15 protein-coding genes are annotated in these 16,236 nt (G+C 70.2%); 9 read left to right on the top strand and 6 right to left on the bottom strand.

Annotated features, from left to right (window positions below; genetic code table 11):
* Positions 1–5: 5 nt before the first annotated feature.
* Positions 6–704: a copper homeostasis protein CutC gene (locus tag REH65_RS24465; RefSeq protein ID WP_406689236.1), complete on the top strand. Its 699-nt coding sequence runs from the start codon at positions 6–8 to the stop codon at positions 702–704.
* Here REH65_RS24465 and REH65_RS24460 read toward each other — a convergent pair whose 3' ends face one another.
* The 4 genes from REH65_RS24460 to REH65_RS24445 form a co-directional block, all read right to left on the bottom strand.
* Positions 705–1,040: a YnfA family protein gene (locus REH65_RS24460; RefSeq protein WP_406689234.1), complete on the bottom strand. Its 336-nt coding sequence runs from the start codon at positions 1,038–1,040 to the stop codon at positions 705–707.
* 66 nt (positions 1,041–1,106) lie between these two features.
* Positions 1,107–1,691: a DUF1349 domain-containing protein gene (locus REH65_RS24455; RefSeq protein WP_406689233.1), complete on the bottom strand. Its 585-nt coding sequence runs from the start codon at positions 1,689–1,691 to the stop codon at positions 1,107–1,109.
* 146 nt (positions 1,692–1,837) lie between these two features.
* Complete coding sequence (locus REH65_RS24450; RefSeq protein ID WP_281459088.1) at positions 1,838–2,251, bottom strand: universal stress protein; 414 nt, start codon at positions 2,249–2,251, stop codon at positions 1,838–1,840.
* Positions 2,252–2,331: 80 nt separating this feature from the next.
* Complete coding sequence (locus REH65_RS24445) at positions 2,332–4,842, bottom strand: DEAD/DEAH box helicase (protein WP_406689232.1); 2,511 nt, start codon at positions 4,840–4,842, stop codon at positions 2,332–2,334.
* Between the two features lie 153 nt (positions 4,843–4,995).
* On the opposite strand from REH65_RS24445, the gene REH65_RS24440 reads away from it, so the two are divergent.
* The 7 genes from REH65_RS24440 (at position 4,996) to REH65_RS24410 (ending at position 11,640) form a co-directional block, all read left to right on the top strand.
* A complete protein-coding gene (locus REH65_RS24440; RefSeq protein WP_093412996.1) occupies positions 4,996–5,193 on the top strand; it encodes a hypothetical protein in 198 nt (65 codons plus the stop codon).
* Between the two features lie 46 nt (positions 5,194–5,239).
* The gene (locus tag REH65_RS24435) at positions 5,240–5,521 is read left to right on the top strand and encodes a type II toxin-antitoxin system prevent-host-death family antitoxin (protein ID WP_406689231.1); all 282 of its coding nucleotides are present in this window, start codon (positions 5,240–5,242) and stop codon (positions 5,519–5,521) included.
* Complete coding sequence (locus tag REH65_RS24430; protein WP_406689230.1) at positions 5,518–5,778, top strand: type II toxin-antitoxin system RelE family toxin; 261 nt, start codon at positions 5,518–5,520, stop codon at positions 5,776–5,778. The genes REH65_RS24435 and REH65_RS24430 overlap by 4 nt, the downstream gene beginning before the upstream one ends.
* Before the next feature lie 238 nt (positions 5,779–6,016).
* Positions 6,017–7,873, top strand: a complete 1,857-nt coding sequence (gene mutA / locus REH65_RS24425; RefSeq protein ID WP_406689229.1) for a methylmalonyl-CoA mutase small subunit — start codon at positions 6,017–6,019, stop codon at positions 7,871–7,873.
* On the top strand, positions 7,870–10,074 hold the full coding sequence (gene scpA, locus REH65_RS24420; protein ID WP_406689228.1) for a methylmalonyl-CoA mutase: 2,205 nt from the start codon (positions 7,870–7,872) through the stop codon (positions 10,072–10,074). Before mutA ends, scpA begins: the two co-directional genes overlap by 4 nt.
* On the top strand, positions 10,074–11,060 hold the full coding sequence (gene meaB / locus REH65_RS24415; RefSeq protein ID WP_406689227.1) for a methylmalonyl Co-A mutase-associated GTPase MeaB: 987 nt from the start codon (positions 10,074–10,076) through the stop codon (positions 11,058–11,060). Before scpA ends, meaB begins: the two co-directional genes overlap by 1 nt.
* Positions 11,061–11,283: 223 nt before the next feature.
* Positions 11,284–11,640, top strand: a complete 357-nt coding sequence (locus tag REH65_RS24410; protein WP_281459125.1) for a GntR family transcriptional regulator — start codon at positions 11,284–11,286, stop codon at positions 11,638–11,640.
* A gap of 157 nt (positions 11,641–11,797) precedes the next feature.
* Here the strand turns inward: REH65_RS24410 and REH65_RS24405 are convergent, their stop codons facing one another.
* A complete protein-coding gene (locus REH65_RS24405) occupies positions 11,798–12,418 on the bottom strand; it encodes a DUF305 domain-containing protein (protein WP_406689226.1) in 621 nt (206 codons plus the stop codon).
* Positions 12,419–12,576: 158 nt separating this feature from the next.
* On the opposite strand from REH65_RS24405, the gene REH65_RS24400 reads away from it, so the two are divergent.
* Positions 12,577–14,019 carry an LVIVD repeat-containing protein gene (locus tag REH65_RS24400; protein ID WP_406689225.1) on the top strand — a complete coding sequence of 481 codons (1,443 nt, stop codon included), beginning with the start codon at positions 12,577–12,579 and terminating at the stop codon, positions 14,017–14,019.
* 50 nt (positions 14,020–14,069) lie between these two features.
* Here REH65_RS24400 and REH65_RS24395 read toward each other — a convergent pair whose 3' ends face one another.
* Positions 14,070–16,172, bottom strand: coding sequence for a putative bifunctional diguanylate cyclase/phosphodiesterase (locus tag REH65_RS24395; protein ID WP_406689224.1), 2,103 nt, complete (start codon positions 16,170–16,172; stop codon positions 14,070–14,072).
* Positions 16,173–16,236: the final 64 nt, after the last annotated feature.

The following is a 16,236-nucleotide window of genomic DNA, read 5'->3' as shown; positions in this document are numbered from 1 at the left end:
TCGGAATGACCCTGGTCGAGATCTCCACCGACGGCCTCGACGGTGCGGTGCTCGCCGACCGCCTCGGGGCCGATCGGGTCGAGCTGTGCTCGGCCGGGGCGCTGGGCGGACTGACGCCCGGGCCGGGCCTGCTCGACGCGGTGCTGCGGCGGTGCCGCCGCAGCGAGGTGCACGTGCTGATCCGGCCGCGGGAGGGCGGGTTCCGCTACTCCCCCGCCGAGGTGGCGGTGATGCGCGCGGACGTCCGGCACGCGGTGGCGGCCGGTGCCGCCGGGATCGTGGTCGGCGCGCTCGACGAGACCGGTGCGCTGGACGCCGCCGTGCTCGGCGATCTCGTCGCCGACGCCGGGGACGTCCCGGTCGCGCTGCACCGGGCCGTCGACGTCTGCCCGGACCCGGTCGAGGCCGCGAACATCGCCGCTGGGCTGGGGATTCGACGCGTCCTCAGTTCGGGCGGCGCGGTGCGCGCCGAGGACGGTGCCGAGGTGCTGCGGCGGATGGCGGGCTCGGGCGTCACCCTCACCGCCTGCGGCGGGGTCCGGGCCCACAACGTCGGCGACGTCGTGCGCGCCGCCGGTGTCGGCGAGGTCCACGCGGCCCCGCGCAGGCCGGTGCCCTCCCCCGGCGGCACGGTCGATTTCGGGCCGCACGCGGAGCTCGACTCCGACGAGGCGCGCGAGCTCATCGCCGCAGCGCGCCGCTGATCAGCTCGGGCGCGGGGCGTACATGATCACGCCGACGCCGACCAGGCAGATCAGCGCCCCGATGACGTCCCACCGGTCCGGGCGGAACCCGTCCACCACCACGCCCCACAGCAGCGATCCGGCCACGAAAACCCCGCCGTAGGCCGCCAGCACCCGCCCGAAGTTCGGATCGGCCTGGAACGTCGCCACGAACCCGTAGATCCCCAGCGACACCACACCCGCCCCGATCCACAGCATCCCCCGCTGCTCGCGAAGCCCCTGCCAGATCAACCACGCGCCACCGATCTCGGTCAACGCGGCCAGCAGGAACAGCACCGCGGACTTCACGACACCCATGCCGACGACGCTAGTCCAGTCGCCCACCGACGTTCGGACCCGCTGCTCGACCGCGGGCCGGACGGATCACTCGTCGACGGTGAGGTCCGAGAAGCGGACGGGGAAGCCCGCGCCGTCCGGGGAAGCGCACATCGGGCCCGCGGAAGCGGGGACGTCCGGGGGGAAGTAGGCGATGCGGAGGTCGTGGACGGGTTCGCCGTCCTCGGGGGCGTAGCGGATCTGGACGGCGTCCTCGAATCGCTCGATCTCGATGGTCACCGACTCGACGTCGCCGCACACCGCCGACAGCGGCTGCCGGCTCCAGTCGGAGAAGTCGCGGGTCACCACCGCCGAGAGGAACTGCTCGCCGTCGACGTACTCGATGCCGGTCTTGATCCAGTTCCGCTCGTCGAGGCGCAGCATCAGCCCCGCCTGGTCGTGCTGCTCGCGGTAGTCGCCGAAGAACCTGGTGCGCATCCGGAACTGGGCGCCGACGGGCACCATCAGGGCGTGCCCGGTGTCGCGGTTGAAGCCGTAGTGCGTGGTCTGCCAGAAGTCCGTGCCGGTGTCGCTGGTGACCGTCAGACCCGCGTAGGTCAACCAGTTCGCCGGTTCGTTCAGCCACTGCCACCCGCTGATCGAGAACAGCGAGAGTTCGTCGGCTTGCTGCATTGCCCACCGCTCCGTTCGGTCCGGGCAACCGCCGTGGCGGCCCGCGCCTTCGAGGCACCGTCGAACTCCGGAGAATACCGGGCGGAGAGCGGCGAGGTGAGCACACCTCGTGAATCGCGGACCACGTGGAGCGCCGCGGTGGGAGATCAGCGCACGACGGTGACCGGGCACGCCGAGTGGTGGACGATCTTCATCGCGACGGACCCGACGAGCATGCCGGTGAACGCGCCGTGCCCCTTGTCGCCGACCACCAGCAGATCGGCCTGCTTCGACAGCTTCACGAACTCGTCGACGACCTGACCGCGGATCAGCTTCGACCGGATGTCGACGCTCGGGAAGTCGGGCTTGACCCGCGCCAGCGCCCCGTCCAGCGCCTCCTGCCCCTGCTTCTGCAGCTCGGCGTCTGTGCTGGTGAGGTGGTAGCCGAACTGCACGGGCTGGTGCCAGACGGTGATCGCGTGCAACAGGCCGCCCACCTGCCGCACGTGCTCGGCGGCCCAGCGCAGCGCGTGCACCGACTCCTCCGATCCGTCCACTCCGACTACGACGGTCTGCGGCATGACCGGGCTCCTTCAGCGCTCGGGGATGATCTCGCCGGGATCGTAGGGCGATCCGGCGGCCCCCGCAGCGCGTCGGGAGGTCAGAGCTGGCCGACGTCGGTGACCCGCAGGACCGCGTGGCCCTCCTCGTCGGAAGCGGCGAGGTCGACCTCGGCGCTGATGCCCCAGTCGTGGTCCTCGGCCGGGTCGGCGAAGATCTGCCGCACCAGCCAGCGATCGGACTCCTCGGTGATCATCAGCAGCTGCGGGCCGCGCGCGTCCGGGCCGGTGCCGATCTCGTCGTGCTCGTCGTAGTAGTCGTCGAGCGCGTCGGCCCAGGCGTCGGCGTCCCAGCCGTCCTCGCCGTCGAGCTCGCCGAGCTGCTCGTAGCGGCGCAGCGCGGCCAGCTCGACGCGGCGGAACAGCGCGTTGCGCACCTGCACCCGGAACGCGCGCGCGTTGCGGGTGACCCGTTCCGGCTCGGCCGGTGCGGCCTGGGCGGGGTCGGCACCGGGGTGGCGCAGCTTCTCCCACTCGTCGAGGAGGCTGGAGTCGACCTGGCGGACCAGCTCGCCCAGCCACTCGATGATGTCGGTGAGCTCCTCGGTCTTGGCGTCGTCGGGCACGGTGTGCCGCAGCGCCTTGTAGACGTCGGCGAGGTAGCGCAGCACGAGGCCCTCGGAGCGGGCGAGGCCGTAGTGGTTGACGAACTCGACGAAGTTCATCGCCCGCTCGTACATGTCGCGCGCCACCGACTTCGGCGACAGCTCGTGCTCGGCGACCCACGGGTGGCCCTTGCGGTAGGTCTCGTAGGCGGCTTCGAGGAGCTCTTCGAGCGGCTTGGGGTGGGTGATGTCCTCCAGCAGCTCCATGCGCTCGTCGTACTCGATGCCGTCGGCCTTCATCTGCGCGACGGCCTCGCCCCGGGCCTTGAACTGCTGCTGCGAGAGCACCTGCCTCGGGTTGTCCAGTGTGGACTCGATGACGCTGAGCACGTCGAGCGCGTAGCTCGGGGACTCGGTGTCGAGCAGTTCGATGGCGGCCAGCGCGAACGGCGACAGCGGCTGGTTGAGCGCGAAGTCGAACTGCAGGTCCACCGTCACCCGCACCCTGCGGCCCTGGTCGTCCGGGGCGTCGAGCTGCTCGACGACGTCGGCGGCCCGCAGCGCCCGGTAGATCGCGATCGCGCGCAGGATGTGCTTGCGCTGGCTCGCGCGGTCCTCGTGGTTGTCCTCCAGCAGGTGCCGCATCGCCGTGAACGCGTCACCGGCTCGGTTGATGACGTTGAGCAGCATCGAGTGGCTGACGGTGAAGCTGGAGCGCAGCGGCTCGGGTTCGGCCTCGACCAGCTTCTCGAAGGTCTTCTCGCTCCAGGACACGAAGCCCTCGGGGGCCTTCTTGCGCACCAGCTTGCGCTTCTTCTTCGGGTCGTCCCCGGCCTTGGCCAGCGCCCGCTCGTTCTCGATCTCGTGCTCGGGCGCCTGCACCACCACGAACCCGGCGGTGTCGTAGCCGGCGCGACCGGCGCGGCCGGCGATCTGGTGGAACTCGCGCGCCTTGAGGTGCCGGGTGCGCACGCCGTCGTACTTGGTCAGGCCGGTGATAAGCACGGTGCGGATCGGCACGTTGATGCCCACGCCGAGCGTGTCCGTCCCGCAGATGATCTTGAGCAGCCCGGCCTGCGCCAGCTGCTCGACGAGCCGCCGGTACTTGGGCAGCATCCCCGCGTGGTGCACGCCGATGCCGTGCCGCACCAGCCGCGACAGGGTCTTGCCGAAGCCCGCGGTGAAGCGGAAGTCGCCGAGCGCGTCGGCGATGGCGTCGCGCTGCTCGCGGGAGGCGACCTTGACGCTCATCAGCGCCTGCGCCTGCTCCAGCGCGGCGGCCTGGTTGAAGTGCACGACGTAGACCGGGGCCTGCTGACCCGAGAGAAGTTCCTCGATGGTCTCGTGCAGCGGGGTCCTGGCGTAGCGGAAGTTCAGCGGGATCGGGCGCTCGGCGGAGGTGACGACCGCGGTGCTGCGCCCGGTGCGGCGGGTCAGGTCCTCCTCGAAGCTGCTGACGTCGCCGAGCGTGGCCGACATGAGCACGAACTGGGCGCGCGGCAGCTCCAGGATCGGCACCTGCCAGGCCCAGCCGCGGTCGGGTTCGGCGTAGAAGTGGAACTCGTCCATCACGACCTGGTCGACGTCGGCGTCGGCGCCGTCGCGCAGGGCGATGTTGGCCAGGATCTCCGCGGTGCAGCAGATGATGGGCGCGTCGGCGTTGACGCTGGAGTCGCCGGTCATCATCCCGACGTTCTCGGCGCCGAAGACGTCGACGAGGCTGAAGAACTTCTCCGAGACCAGCGCCTTGATCGGCGCGGTGTAGAAGCTGCGCTTGCCCTCGGCCAGGGCGGTGAAGTGCGCGCCCGTCGCCACCATGCTCTTCCCGGACCCGGTGGGGGTCGACAGGATCACGTTGGCGCCGGTCACGACCTCCATCAGCGCTTCTTCCTGCGCCGGGTAGAGCTCGATGCCCAACGACAGCGTCCATTCGACGAACGCCTCGAACAGAGCGTCGGGATCGGGGTCGGCCGCGGTGGGCTCGGGGAGCTGGTCGGTGAGCTTCATCGTGCCCCCATCGTCCCTGGCCACCCCGGACGCGGGGCACCCGGGGTGCGAGTGGTGGGCGCTTCCTCCACATCGGTGTCGTCGCTGGTGGAAGACCCGGGTGATCAGCGACCATGGGGGAGGCCCCTCGCAACGGGAGGAAGGAGCGGCACCATGTCGACCCAGAACGTGCGCTTCGTCGGCGGGCCCCTGGACGGCAGGGTCCAGGACCTGCGCGACCACGAAGCGGTCGCGGGCCGCCTCCTCAAGCACATCCACCTGCACGACGGCCCCAAGATCGAAACCCAGTACGAGCTCCACTACACGGAGGAGACGGGCTGGGTGTACCACCTGTGCGGCACCCAGCCGTAACGGAGAGTGCTCGATCGACTACTCATCTCGACTGTACAATCTGTACATGAGCGTTGAAGCTGTACCTATGGACGAGAGCTCCGCGATCGAAGTCAACGTGACCACCGCGCGCGCCAAGCTGCCCGAGTACATCGAGTTGGCTCGCGAGGGCGAGTACGTCTACCTGACCCACCGCGGCAAGCGGGTGGCCGCACTGGTCGCGGCCGATGTCGCGGAGCACTGGGAAGAAGCCGAGGACGCGTACTGGGCCGACCAGGTCGAGGACGCCAAGAAGTCCGGCACCGTTCCGCTGCGCGAGGCGATCGTCGCCTTGGAGCAGGAGCCGTGACCTACTCGGTCGATGTCACCAACAACGCGATCAAGACGCTGCAGAAGCTGGACAAGCAGACTCGACGCCGAATCCAGTCCGCGATCCTGCAGCTGGAGGAGGATCCGAGGCCGCCCGGGGCGATCGCGCTGAAGGGCATGAAGGACCACTTCCGAATCCGGGTCGGCCACTATCGCGTGATCTACTCGATCGACGACGGCCACCTGATGGTTCTGGTCATCCGGGTCGGCCACCGCCGCGAGGTCTACGAACGATGAATCCGCTGTGTGCGTGACCTGTTCGTTTTGCCGGAGACACGTGTCACAGCTTTGATGGCATACATAAGCCTCGGATCCCGGAGCCAGGCGGCGTCTGAGGTTCCGCTACCCGCACCGCCAAGCAACACGACCACAGAGTAGTTGTCAGCAAAACCAGTGAACGCCGTTAACTGACCCGAGACACGCATCACAGCTTTGATCGGTTTCACAGGACAAACAGCGGCTTACCATCCTTCGTATGGTGGCGCACTCGACGACGAGCGGCGGCCGTCCGGACCTGCCTTTGGCGGCGGAGTTCCCGGAGCCGAGCCGTGAGCAGTGGCAATCCCAGGTCCACAAGGTGCTGAAACGATCCGGCTTGGTCGGCGAGGAGCCGCCATCGGGACCGGTCGAGAGCGTGCTGGACTCCACCACGCACGACGGCATCCGGATCCACCCCCTCTACACCGACGCTCCCGGCGACCCGGGGCTGCCGGGCCTGGCGCCGTTCGTGCGCGGCAGCCGCCCGCAGGGCGGGGTGGCCGAGGGCTGGGAGGTGCGCCAGCGCCACGAGCACCCGGACGCCGCCGAGACCAACCGCGAGGTGCTCGCCGACCTCTACAACGGGGTGTCGTCGCTGTGGCTGCGCGTGGGCTCGGCCGGGATCGCGATCGACGACCTGGCCGACGCCCTCAACGGCGTCCACCTGGACATGATCGCCGTGAACCTGGACGCGGGCTCGGAGGTCGCCGCCGCCGCGAAGGCGTTCCTGGCGCTGGCCGCCGAGCAGGGCGTGCCCGCCGGTGAGCTGCGCGGCAACCTCGGCGCCGATCCGCTGGGCGTGCTGGCGCGCACCGGGCAGGCCGGTGACCGCGCGACCGCGGTCGAGCTCGCCCAGCGCTGCGCGAGCGAGTTCCCGCAGCTGCGGGCCATCACTGTGGACGCGCTGCCGTACCACGACGCGGGGGGTTCGGACGCCGAGGAGCTGGGCTGCTCGCTGGCGGCCGGGGTGACCTACCTGCGGTGGCTGACCGAGGCCGGGCTGGACGTGGACACCGCCGCGGGCCAGCTGGAGTTCCGCTACGCCGCGACCGCCGACCAGTTCCTCACCATCGCCAAGTTCCGCGCCGCCCGACGCCTGTGGGAGCAGGTCACCCGCTCCTCCGGGGTGGGCGAGTCCGCGCGGGCGCAGGTGCAGCACGCGGTGACCTCGCAGGCGATGCTGACCCGCCGCGACCCGTGGGTGAACATGCTGCGCGGCACCATCGCCACCTTCGCCGCCGGTGTGGGCGGCGCCCGGTCGGTGACCACGCTGCCGTTCGACGCCGCGATCGGCCTGCCGGACGAGTTCTCCCGCCGCATCGCCCGCAACACCCAGGCGCTGCTGCTGGAGGAATCGCACCTCGCGCAGGTCATCGACCCCGCAGGGGGTTCCTGGTACGTCGAGTCGTTGACCGACGAGCTGGCCCGCAAGGCCTGGTCCTGGTTCCAGCGCATCGAGGCCGTCGGCGGGCTGCCGGAGGCCCTGGATTCCGGGCTGGTGTCCGAGGAGATCGCCGACACCTGGGAGCGGCGCCGCGAGGCGATCGCCCACCGCAGCGACGCGATCACCGGTGTCAGCGAGTTCCCGAACCTCGACGAGAAGCCCCTGGAGCGCACCCCGGCGCCGCAGCAGCCCGGCGGCGGGCTGCCGGTGCACCGCTACGCCGAGGACTTCGAGGCGCTGCGCGACGCCGCCGACCGGCGGGCGCAGCGGCCGTCGGTCTTCCTCGCCACGCTCGGCCCGCTGGCCGCGCACAACGCGCGGGCCTCGTTCGCCCGCAACCTGTTCGCCGCGGGCGGTCTCGACGCCACCGAGGCCGGGCCGACCGACGACGTCGACGCGGTGGTGGCCGCCTACACCGGTTCGCCGGTGGCGTGCCTGTGCTCCAGCGACAAGATCTACGCCGAGCGCGCGGCGGAGACCGCGAAGGCGCTCAAGCAGGCCGGGGTGAAACTCGTCCTGCTGGCAGGAAAACCGAGCGACCACGCCGACGTCGACGGCTACGTGCACGCCGGGGGCGATGCGCTGACCGTCCTCGAAGCCGTGCACGCCGAGTTGGGAGTCCGACGATGACGCAGATCCCGAACTTCGCCGAGGTCCCGCTGGATTCCCCGTCGCAGGCCGACGAGGACCGCTGGCGGTCGGAGGTGCTGGCGGCCACCGGCAAGGAGTCCGACGCGCTGGCGTGGGAGGCCCCGGAGGGCATCGACGTCAAGCCGCTCTACACCGAGTCCGATGTGGACGGACTGGACTTCCTGTCGACGTACCCGGGTCTGGCGCCGTTCCTGCGCGGGCCGTACCCGACGATGTACGTCAACCAGCCCTGGACCGTGCGCCAGTACGCGGGTTTCTCCACCGCCGAGGCCTCCAACGCCTTCTACCGGCGCAACCTCGCCGCCGGGCAGAAGGGCCTGTCGGTCGCCTTCGACCTCGCGACCCACCGCGGCTACGACTCCGACCACCCGCGCGTCGGCGGTGACGTCGGCATGGCGGGCGTGGCGATCGACTCGATCCTGGACATGCGGCAGCTCTTCGACGGCATCCCGCTGGACAAGATGAGCGTGTCGATGACCATGAACGGCGCGGTGCTGCCGGTCATGGCGCTCTACATCGTCGCCGCCGAAGAGCAGGGTGTCGCACCGGAGCAGCTGGCCGGGACCATTCAGAACGACATCCTCAAGGAGTTCATGGTCCGCAACACCTACATCTACCCGCCGCAGCCGTCGATGCGGATCATCTCCGACATCTTCTCCTACACCAGCCAGAAGATGCCGAAGTTCAACTCGATCTCCATCTCCGGCTACCACATCCAGGAGGCCGGGGCCACGGCCGACCTGGAGCTCGCCTACACGCTGGCCGACGGCGTGGAGTACCTGCGGGCGGGCAAGCAGGCCGGGCTCGACATCGATTCCTTCGCGCCGCGGCTGTCGTTCTTCTGGGGCATCGGCATGAACTTCGCGATGGAGGTCGCGAAACTGCGCGCCGCACGGCTGCTCTGGTCGAAGCTGGTCAAGCAGTTCGGGCCGGAGAACCCGAAATCGCTGTCGCTGCGCACCCATTCGCAGACCTCCGGCTGGTCGCTGACCGCCCAGGACGTCTACAACAACGTCGCCCGCACCTGCGTGGAGGCGATGGCCGCCACCCAGGGACACACCCAGTCCCTGCACACCAACGCCCTCGACGAAGCCCTCGCCCTCCCGACCGATTTCTCCGCGCGCATCGCCCGCAACACCCAGCTGGTGCTGCAGCAGGAATCCGGCACCACCCGCGTCATCGACCCCTGGGGCGGCAGCTACTACCTCGAACGCCTCACCCAGGACCTCGCCGAGCGCGCCTGGGCCCACATCACCGAGGTCGAGGACGCGGGCGGCATGGCCCAGGCCATCGACGCCGGCATCCCCAAGCTGCGCATCGAGGAAGCCGCCGCCCGCACCCAGGCGCGCATCGACTCCGGCCGCCAGCCCCTCATCGGCGTCAACAAGTACCGCTACGACGGCGACGAGCAGGTCGAGGTCCTCAAGGTCGACAACGCCGACGTCCGCAACCAGCAGCTGGACAAGCTCCGGCGGCTGCGGGAGGAGCGGGACTCGCAGGCCTGCGAGGACGCGCTGCGGCGGTTGACCGGCGCGGCCGAGGCCTCGCTGTCCGACGACCGCCCCAACGACCTCGGCCACAACCTGCTGGCCCTGGCCGTCGACGCCGCCCGCGCCAAGGCCACCGTCGGCGAGATCTCCGACGCCCTGGAGAAGGTCTTCGGCCGCCACTCCGGCCAGATCCGTACGATCTCCGGCGTGTACCGGGAAGAAGCCGGCCAGTCCGACCAGCTCGAATCCGCCCGCGAACAGGTCGAGGCCTTCGCCGAGGCCGAAGGACGCCGCCCGCGCATCCTGGTGGCCAAGATGGGCCAGGACGGCCACGACCGCGGCCAGAAGGTCATCGCCACCGCCTTCGCCGACCTCGGCTTCGACGTCGACGTGGGCCCGCTGTTCCAGACCCCCACCGAGGTCGCGCGCCAGGCCGCCGAGGCCGACGTGCACATCGTCGGGGTCTCCAGCCTCGCCGCCGGGCACCTCACCCTGGTCCCCGCGCTGCGCGAGGAACTGGCCGCGATCGGCCGGGAGGACATCATGATCGTCGTCGGCGGCGTCATCCCGCCCGCCGACTTCGACGCCCTCCGCCAAGCCGGGGCCTCGGCGATCTTCCCGCCCGGCACCGTCATCGCCGACGCCGCCTCCGGGCTCCTCGACGAACTCCGCGACCGACTCGAACACTGATGCCACGCACGATCGACATCCACGACTACGCCAAGGGCGTCCTGGACGGCTCGCGCACCAAGCTCGCCCAGGCCATCACGCTGGTGGAGTCCACCCGCGCCGACCACCGCGCGCTCACGCAGGACCTGCTCACCGAGCTGCTCCCGCACAGCGGCGGGGCGCACCGGATCGGCATCACCGGTGTGCCCGGCGTGGGCAAGTCGACGTTCATCGAGGCGCTGGGCTCGATGCTCACCGAGCAGGGGCATCGGGTCGCGGTGCTGGCGGTGGACCCGTCGTCGACGCGCAGCGGCGGCAGCATCCTCGGCGACAAGACCCGGATGGGCAGGCTGGCCTCGGACCCGTCGGCGTTCGTGCGGCCCTCGCCGTCGGCGGGCACGCTCGGCGGGGTCGCGCGCGCCACGCGCGAGACGATCCTGCTGATGGAGGCCGCCGGGTACGACGTGGTGCTGGTGGAGACAGTCGGCGTCGGGCAGTCCGAGGTGACGGTGGCCGGGATGGTCGACTGCTTCCTGCTGCTGTCGCTGGCCCGCACCGGCGACCAGCTGCAGGGCATCAAGAAGGGCGTGCTGGAGCTCGCCGACATCATCGCGGTCAACAAGGCCGACGGCGAGCACGCGACCGAGGCCAAGAAGGCCGCCCGCGAACTCCGCGGCGCCCTGCGCCTGCTCACCCCGGTCAGCTCCTCCTGGACGCCCCCGGTCCTCACCTGCAGCGGCTTGCAGTCCCTGGGCCTGGACACCCTCTGGGACCAGATCCGCCAGCACCACGAAACCCTCTCGCAAACCGGCGAACTCGCGGAAAAACGAGCCCGCCAGCAGATCGAGTGGACCTGGTCCATGGTCCGAGACCAGCTCATCTCCGACCTCACCCACGACCCCGAGGTCCAATCCCTCCTCCCCACCCTCGAAACCCAGGTCGCCGAGGGCACCCTCCCCCCGGGCCAAGCAGCCCAAACCCTCCTCAACACCTTCCGCAGAACCTGAACCGCCTCCGCGTCCCCTCCCGCGTTCCACATCTGAGGGTCACCTCCGGAGGTGGAATTTCCGAATTTCGATGGAGATCAGGGACCCGATTTCCATTGAAATCGGAACTCTGACTTCCAGTGAAATCGGGTTCCCCTCGGGCCCCCTGGGGAGGTGCGGATGAGGACGGGCCGATACTGGGTGGGACAGGACGTCGTGTCGGGTGAGTTGGGACGGTGAGCGCATGCGGATCAGTGTTGATCCGGACTCCGAGGTACCTCCCTTCGAGCAGGTGCGGTCGAGCGTGGCCGAGCAGATCAACGCCGGTGATCTGGCGGTCGGCGAGAAGCTGCCCACCGTGCGGGCGCTGGCCGCTGAGCTGGGGATCGCGGCGAACACCGCGGCCAAGGCGTACCGGGAGCTCGAACAGGCCGGGCTGATCGAAACACGCGGCCGAGCAGGTACTTTCGTCAGCGATGCGGGTGATCAGGCCGCCGCGCGGGCCGCCGAGGCCGCGGCGACCTACGCGCAGATCACCCACGCGCTGGGCATCCCCAAGAACGAAGCGCTCGCGATCGTGCAGGCCGCGCTGAAGGTCTAGGGCCGTCGGGGCGTGCGGCGGAGAAGCATCCCCCTCCCACCGCGCCGGCAACCCGCACCGCTGCGCCTCAGCGCCTTCGCGGCGAGCGCACCGCCGGGACGCCGCGTGCTCAAGGAGCGGGAATCCAGGCTCCGGCAGCGCGACCACCGAGCAGCGCTCAGCCGACCTCGCGCTGCAGGGCTCGCATCGTCGCGATCTCGTCCTGCTGGGTGACCAGGGCGTCCTGGGCCATCTCGTGGACCTGCTCGTCGCGGCCGGTGGTGAGCAGCTGCGTCGCCATCGTCAGCGCCCCCTCGTGGTGGGCGATCATCAGCTGCAGGAACAGCCGGTCGTAGTCGGCGCCGCGCGACGCCGCGAGCTGGGCGAGCTGCTCGGGCGTGGCCATGCCCGGCATCGTCGCGTGCCCGGAGTGCCCCGCGTGCCCGGAGTGCTCGGCACCGCGACTGCTCAGCCAGCCCCGCATCATCCCGATCTCCGGCGCCTGCGCGCCGCCGATGCGATCCGACAGGGAGCGCAGCTTCGCGTTCTGCGCGCGCTCGGGCGTCAGCGCCGTCATCTCCACGGCCTGCTCGTGGTGGGCGATCATGTTCCGCAGGTAGTCGACCTCGACCTGGCTCGCCCCGCCCCGATCCGGTTCGGCACCGGCCACCACCTGCGGCTCGTCCCCCGGCGCGCCCGGCAGCACGACCGGCGGCCCGGCCGGGGCCTCGGGCTCCCCCGAGCACCCCGCCACCACGCCCGCGACCAGCAGCATTCCCAGCACCGACGTCCGCGCCATTTCCGCCCCCTCTGGGAAAACCGTGAAAAAACCGCCGAAAAAGCCTATTCCAGCCGTAATCCGGCAACACGATACTGGGTGAACGCGGTCGACCGAAACCGCTGTCGGCGGCTGCCCCGGAAGCGGCCACGACATCCGAACCAGGGGGTGGATCGGCTTTGTTCACTCACTCGACCGGCCGGAAACGCGTGCTGGGAGCCGCGATCGGGGTGCTGGCGCTGAGCCTGTCGCTCGCGCCCGCGACCGCCGCGACCCCGCCGAGCGACGGCCCCGAGCAGTACTCCGCGCAGCAGGTCGCGGCACCGAACTCCGAGATCGACAAGAGCGAGAACGTCGACCACGTCGCGAACCTGCCCAAGCAGGCCCCGTTCAACACCCTGGAGGCCTACGGCACGGACATCGCGTTCAAGCAGAACATCGCCTACGTCGGCAACTACGACGGCTTCGTCGTCTACGACATCGCCAACCCGAAGAAGCCCCGCATCATCACCCAGGTCCAGTGCCCGGGCGGCCAGGGCGACATGTCGGTGTCGGGCGACCTGCTGTTCGTCTCGACCGACTACCCGCGCAGCAACAACACCTGCACCAGCGAGGAGACCGACGCCGCCGACCCCAACGGGTGGGAGGGCATGAAGGTCTTCGACATCAGCGACCCCGCCAAACCGCGCTACGTCTCGGCGATCGCGACCGACTGCGGTTCGCACACCCACACCCTCGTGCCGGACAAGACGGGCGAGAACGTCTACCTCTACGTCTCTTCCTACGGCCCGAAGGCGGAGTTCCCGAACTGCCAGCCGCCGCACGACAAGATCTCCATCATCAAGGTGCCGCTGGCCGACCCGGCCTCGCCGCAGCTGGTCGACACCCCGGTGCTGTTCCCGGACGGCGGCAACCCCGGTGCCCCGGACGGCATCAGCGAGACCACCGGCTGCCACGACATCACCGCGTTCCCCGCCAAGGACCTCGCGGCGGGCGCGTGCATGGGTGACGGCGTGCTGTTCGACATCTCCGACCGCGAGAAGCCGCGCGTGATCAACCAGGTCCGCGACGACACCAACTTCGCGTTCTGGCACAGCGCCACCTTCAACAACGAGGGCACCAAGGTCATCTTCACCGACGAGCTCGGCGGCGGTGGCGCGGCGACCTGCAACGAGGCCACCGGCCCGGTGCGCGGCGCCAACGGCATCTACGACATCGCCGGCTCGGGCGCGGACTCGAAGCTGGAGTTCAAGAGCTACTACAAGATCCCGCGGCACCAGGCCGACACCGAGAACTGCGTGGCGCACAACGGATCGCTGATCCCGGTCGCGGGCGGGGACTTCATGGTCCAGGCCTGGTACCAGGGCGGGATCTCGGTGTTCGACTTCACCGACTCCACCAAGCCGCAGGAGATCGCCCACTTCGACCGCTCGGCGTTCAACCCGGACGAGCTGCAGCTGGCGGGATCGTGGTCGGCGTACTACTACAACGGCCACATCTACTCCAGCGGCATCCAGGAGGGCCTGGACGTCCTCGACCTGCGCGATCCGCGCACGGACTCGGCCAAGAAGGTCCGCTACGAGGAGTTCAACCCGCAGACCCAGCCCGTCTACGAGAACTAGCACCAGCCCGAACGCCCTCGCCGCGCTCCGCGGCGGGGGCGTTCGGCGTTTCAGGCCAGGAAGGCCGGGACGTCGAAGGACAGCATCGGGGAGCCGAAGAGCGGGCCCGCGACGACGGCGCAACCGATGTCCTGCCAGAGGGCGAGCTGCTCCTCGGTCTCGACGTGGTCGACGCAGAGGCGGACACCGCTCATCAGCGGGATCAGGCCGCGCAGGGCCTGGATCTCGGGCGTCTCCGGCGACTCCGCCGCGTGCACCAGGCGGACGATCTCCTCGGACAGCCGCACCGAGTCCACCGGCAGCTCGCGCAGCAACCGCAGCTCGCCGGGAGATCCGGTGAAGTCGTGCAGCGACGCCTCGATACCGCGAGCCCTCAGGTGCCGCAGGTTCTCCCGAGCTTCCTCGTTCTCGCTGATCGCGGCGATCGGCATGCACAGCCGCAGCAGGCTCGGGTCGAGCTCGGACTCGTCGAGGACCTTGTGCACCACCGCCGCCAGGTCGGGATCACGCCCCTGGTTCGGGCTCAGCGCCAGCGACAGGGACACCCGGTGCCCGTCGGCGTGCCACTCCCCCAAGTGCTGCCAGGCGGTCTGCAGCATCCAGTCCCGCATCCCCAGCGTGACCCCGGAGCGCTCCGCCAGCCGCGTGCAGTCGGCGTGCTCGACGACGCCGAAATCGCCGGTGTCCCAGCGGAACTCGGCCTCCATCGTGCAGAGACCGCGGTCGGGCAACCGGATCGACGGCCGGTAGACGACGTCGAACTCGCCCATCTCCAGGCCGCCCGGCATGATCGCCGCGAGCTGGCTCTCCTCGCGCTCCTCCGGCGCGAGGTCCGGGTCGAACAGCGCCCACTGCCGCTTGCCCGCCGCCTCGGCGCGCCGCAGCGCGACGTCGGCGGCCCAGAGCATGTTCGCCGCGTCGGCCTCGCCGACCGTCCGCTGCACCACGCCGATGCTGGCGGTGGCCGCGATGCCGCGACCGCCGACGTAGACGGGTTCGGCGAGCATCTCGTTGATCAGCTGCGTCATCACCGGCACCGACGGGGTGTCGGGCTGCTCCCAGACCAGCAGCGCGAACTCGGTGCCGCCGTAGCGCGACACCAGCGCCTCCTCGTCCTCGACCAGGTGCTCCAGCCGGCGCGCGACGGTGCGGATGAGCTGGTCGCCGACGGCGTAGCCGAGCCCGTCGTTGATCAGCTCGAAGCCGTCCAGCCCCAGCTGGTACAGCGCCAGCCGCGCGTCGCGGGGCAGGTTGACCAGCGCCGCCTCCAGCCGGGTGTGGAAGAAGCCCCGGTTCGGCAGGCCGGTGAGCGCGTCGTGCAGCGCCTGGTGCTGGAAGCGGTCCTGCAGCAGGTGCAGCTCGGTGATGTCCTCGACCATCGTGACCACGCCGCACGGGTTCCCGTCGGCGCCGTGCAGCACCGACACGCCCAGGAAGCACCAGGCGGCCTCGCCGTCGGCGCGCACCAGCCGCTTCCGGTCGCTGATCCGCGTGGCCCTCGCGCCCTCGACGAGCTCGCGGTAGGAGGCGCTCAGGTACTCGGCGTCCTCGGGGTGGAAGAGCCGGTCGATGCACATTGGCGCCAGGTCGTCGGCGTGATACCCCAGCACTCGCTCGAACGCCGGGTTGACCTGCACGAACCGGCCTCGGAGGTCGGTGATGGCGACGCCGATCGGGGTGGAGGTGAACACCTCGCTGAAGCGGGCCTCGCTGGCCTTGAGCTCCCGGTCGGTCTTGAGCTTGGAGCTCAGCAGCGCCTTGTTCAGGGTCTCCTGCTGGGCGAAGGTGTTCTCCCGGTCCGCGGCTGCGTACCCGGCGGCGACCTCGGTGAGCACCGACAGCAGCGCGTCGACCTCCACGCCGTCCGAGAGCAGCGCGTCCTGAAGGATTCTCAGGCTCACCGACAGGCTTTCCTCGCCGGTGGCCCGGATCTCGACGAGCCGAGTGCCCACGACGCGCCCGACCTCGGCGGCCTTCTCGGTGTCGGCGAGCGCGACGACGATCTGGTCCAGCAGGTCAGCCAGGGACCTCGCGACGTCCTCGCGCGGGAGGGGGAGGTAGGAGGTGGTGCTCAGCTCTGCGGCCCAGCGGCGCGCGACATCATCGCGCCACCCGGTTTCCGGAGGTAGCCCGTCCGGATCACCCTCGGTCATCTCACCCGTCCGTCAGCGTCAGCCCGGCGAAGCGAATAGGTCCGCGCACCTCCCCGGCGGCGCG

Origin of the sequence: Saccharopolyspora sp. ID03-671 (genome assembly GCF_045278815.1) — a bacterium.
Lineage (GTDB): Bacteria > Actinomycetota > Actinomycetes > Mycobacteriales > Pseudonocardiaceae > Saccharopolyspora > Saccharopolyspora ipomoeae.
The sequence above is the reverse complement of the archived record's forward strand: the minus strand, read 5'-3'. Positions and strand labels throughout refer to the sequence as shown.

Excerpts from the sequence above, each read along its gene's own strand:
- REH65_RS24465 (WP_406689236.1), top strand. The coding sequence starts at position 6 with ATGACCCTGGTCGAGATCTCCACCGACGGCCTCGACGGTGCGGTGCTC.
- REH65_RS24460 (WP_406689234.1), bottom strand. The coding sequence starts at position 1,040 with ATGGGTGTCGTGAAGTCCGCGGTGCTGTTCCTGCTGGCCGCGTTGACC.
- REH65_RS24455 (WP_406689233.1), bottom strand. The coding sequence starts at position 1,691 with ATGCAGCAAGCCGACGAACTCTCGCTGTTCTCGATCAGCGGGTGGCAG.
- REH65_RS24450 (WP_281459088.1), bottom strand. The coding sequence starts at position 2,251 with ATGCCGCAGACCGTCGTAGTCGGAGTGGACGGATCGGAGGAGTCGGTG.
- REH65_RS24445 (WP_406689232.1), bottom strand. The coding sequence starts at position 4,842 with ATGAAGCTCACCGACCAGCTCCCCGAGCCCACCGCGGCCGACCCCGAT.
- REH65_RS24440 (WP_093412996.1), top strand. The coding sequence starts at position 4,996 with ATGTCGACCCAGAACGTGCGCTTCGTCGGCGGGCCCCTGGACGGCAGG.
- REH65_RS24435 (WP_406689231.1), top strand. The coding sequence starts at position 5,240 with ATGAGCGTTGAAGCTGTACCTATGGACGAGAGCTCCGCGATCGAAGTC.
- mutA (WP_406689229.1), top strand. The coding sequence starts at position 6,017 with ATGGTGGCGCACTCGACGACGAGCGGCGGCCGTCCGGACCTGCCTTTG.
- scpA (WP_406689228.1), top strand. The coding sequence starts at position 7,870 with ATGACGCAGATCCCGAACTTCGCCGAGGTCCCGCTGGATTCCCCGTCG.
- meaB (WP_406689227.1), top strand. The coding sequence starts at position 10,074 with ATGCCACGCACGATCGACATCCACGACTACGCCAAGGGCGTCCTGGAC.
- REH65_RS24410 (WP_281459125.1), top strand. The coding sequence starts at position 11,284 with ATGCGGATCAGTGTTGATCCGGACTCCGAGGTACCTCCCTTCGAGCAG.
- REH65_RS24405 (WP_406689226.1), bottom strand. The coding sequence starts at position 12,418 with ATGGCGCGGACGTCGGTGCTGGGAATGCTGCTGGTCGCGGGCGTGGTG.
- REH65_RS24395 (WP_406689224.1), bottom strand. The coding sequence starts at position 16,172 with ATGACCGAGGGTGATCCGGACGGGCTACCTCCGGAAACCGGGTGGCGC.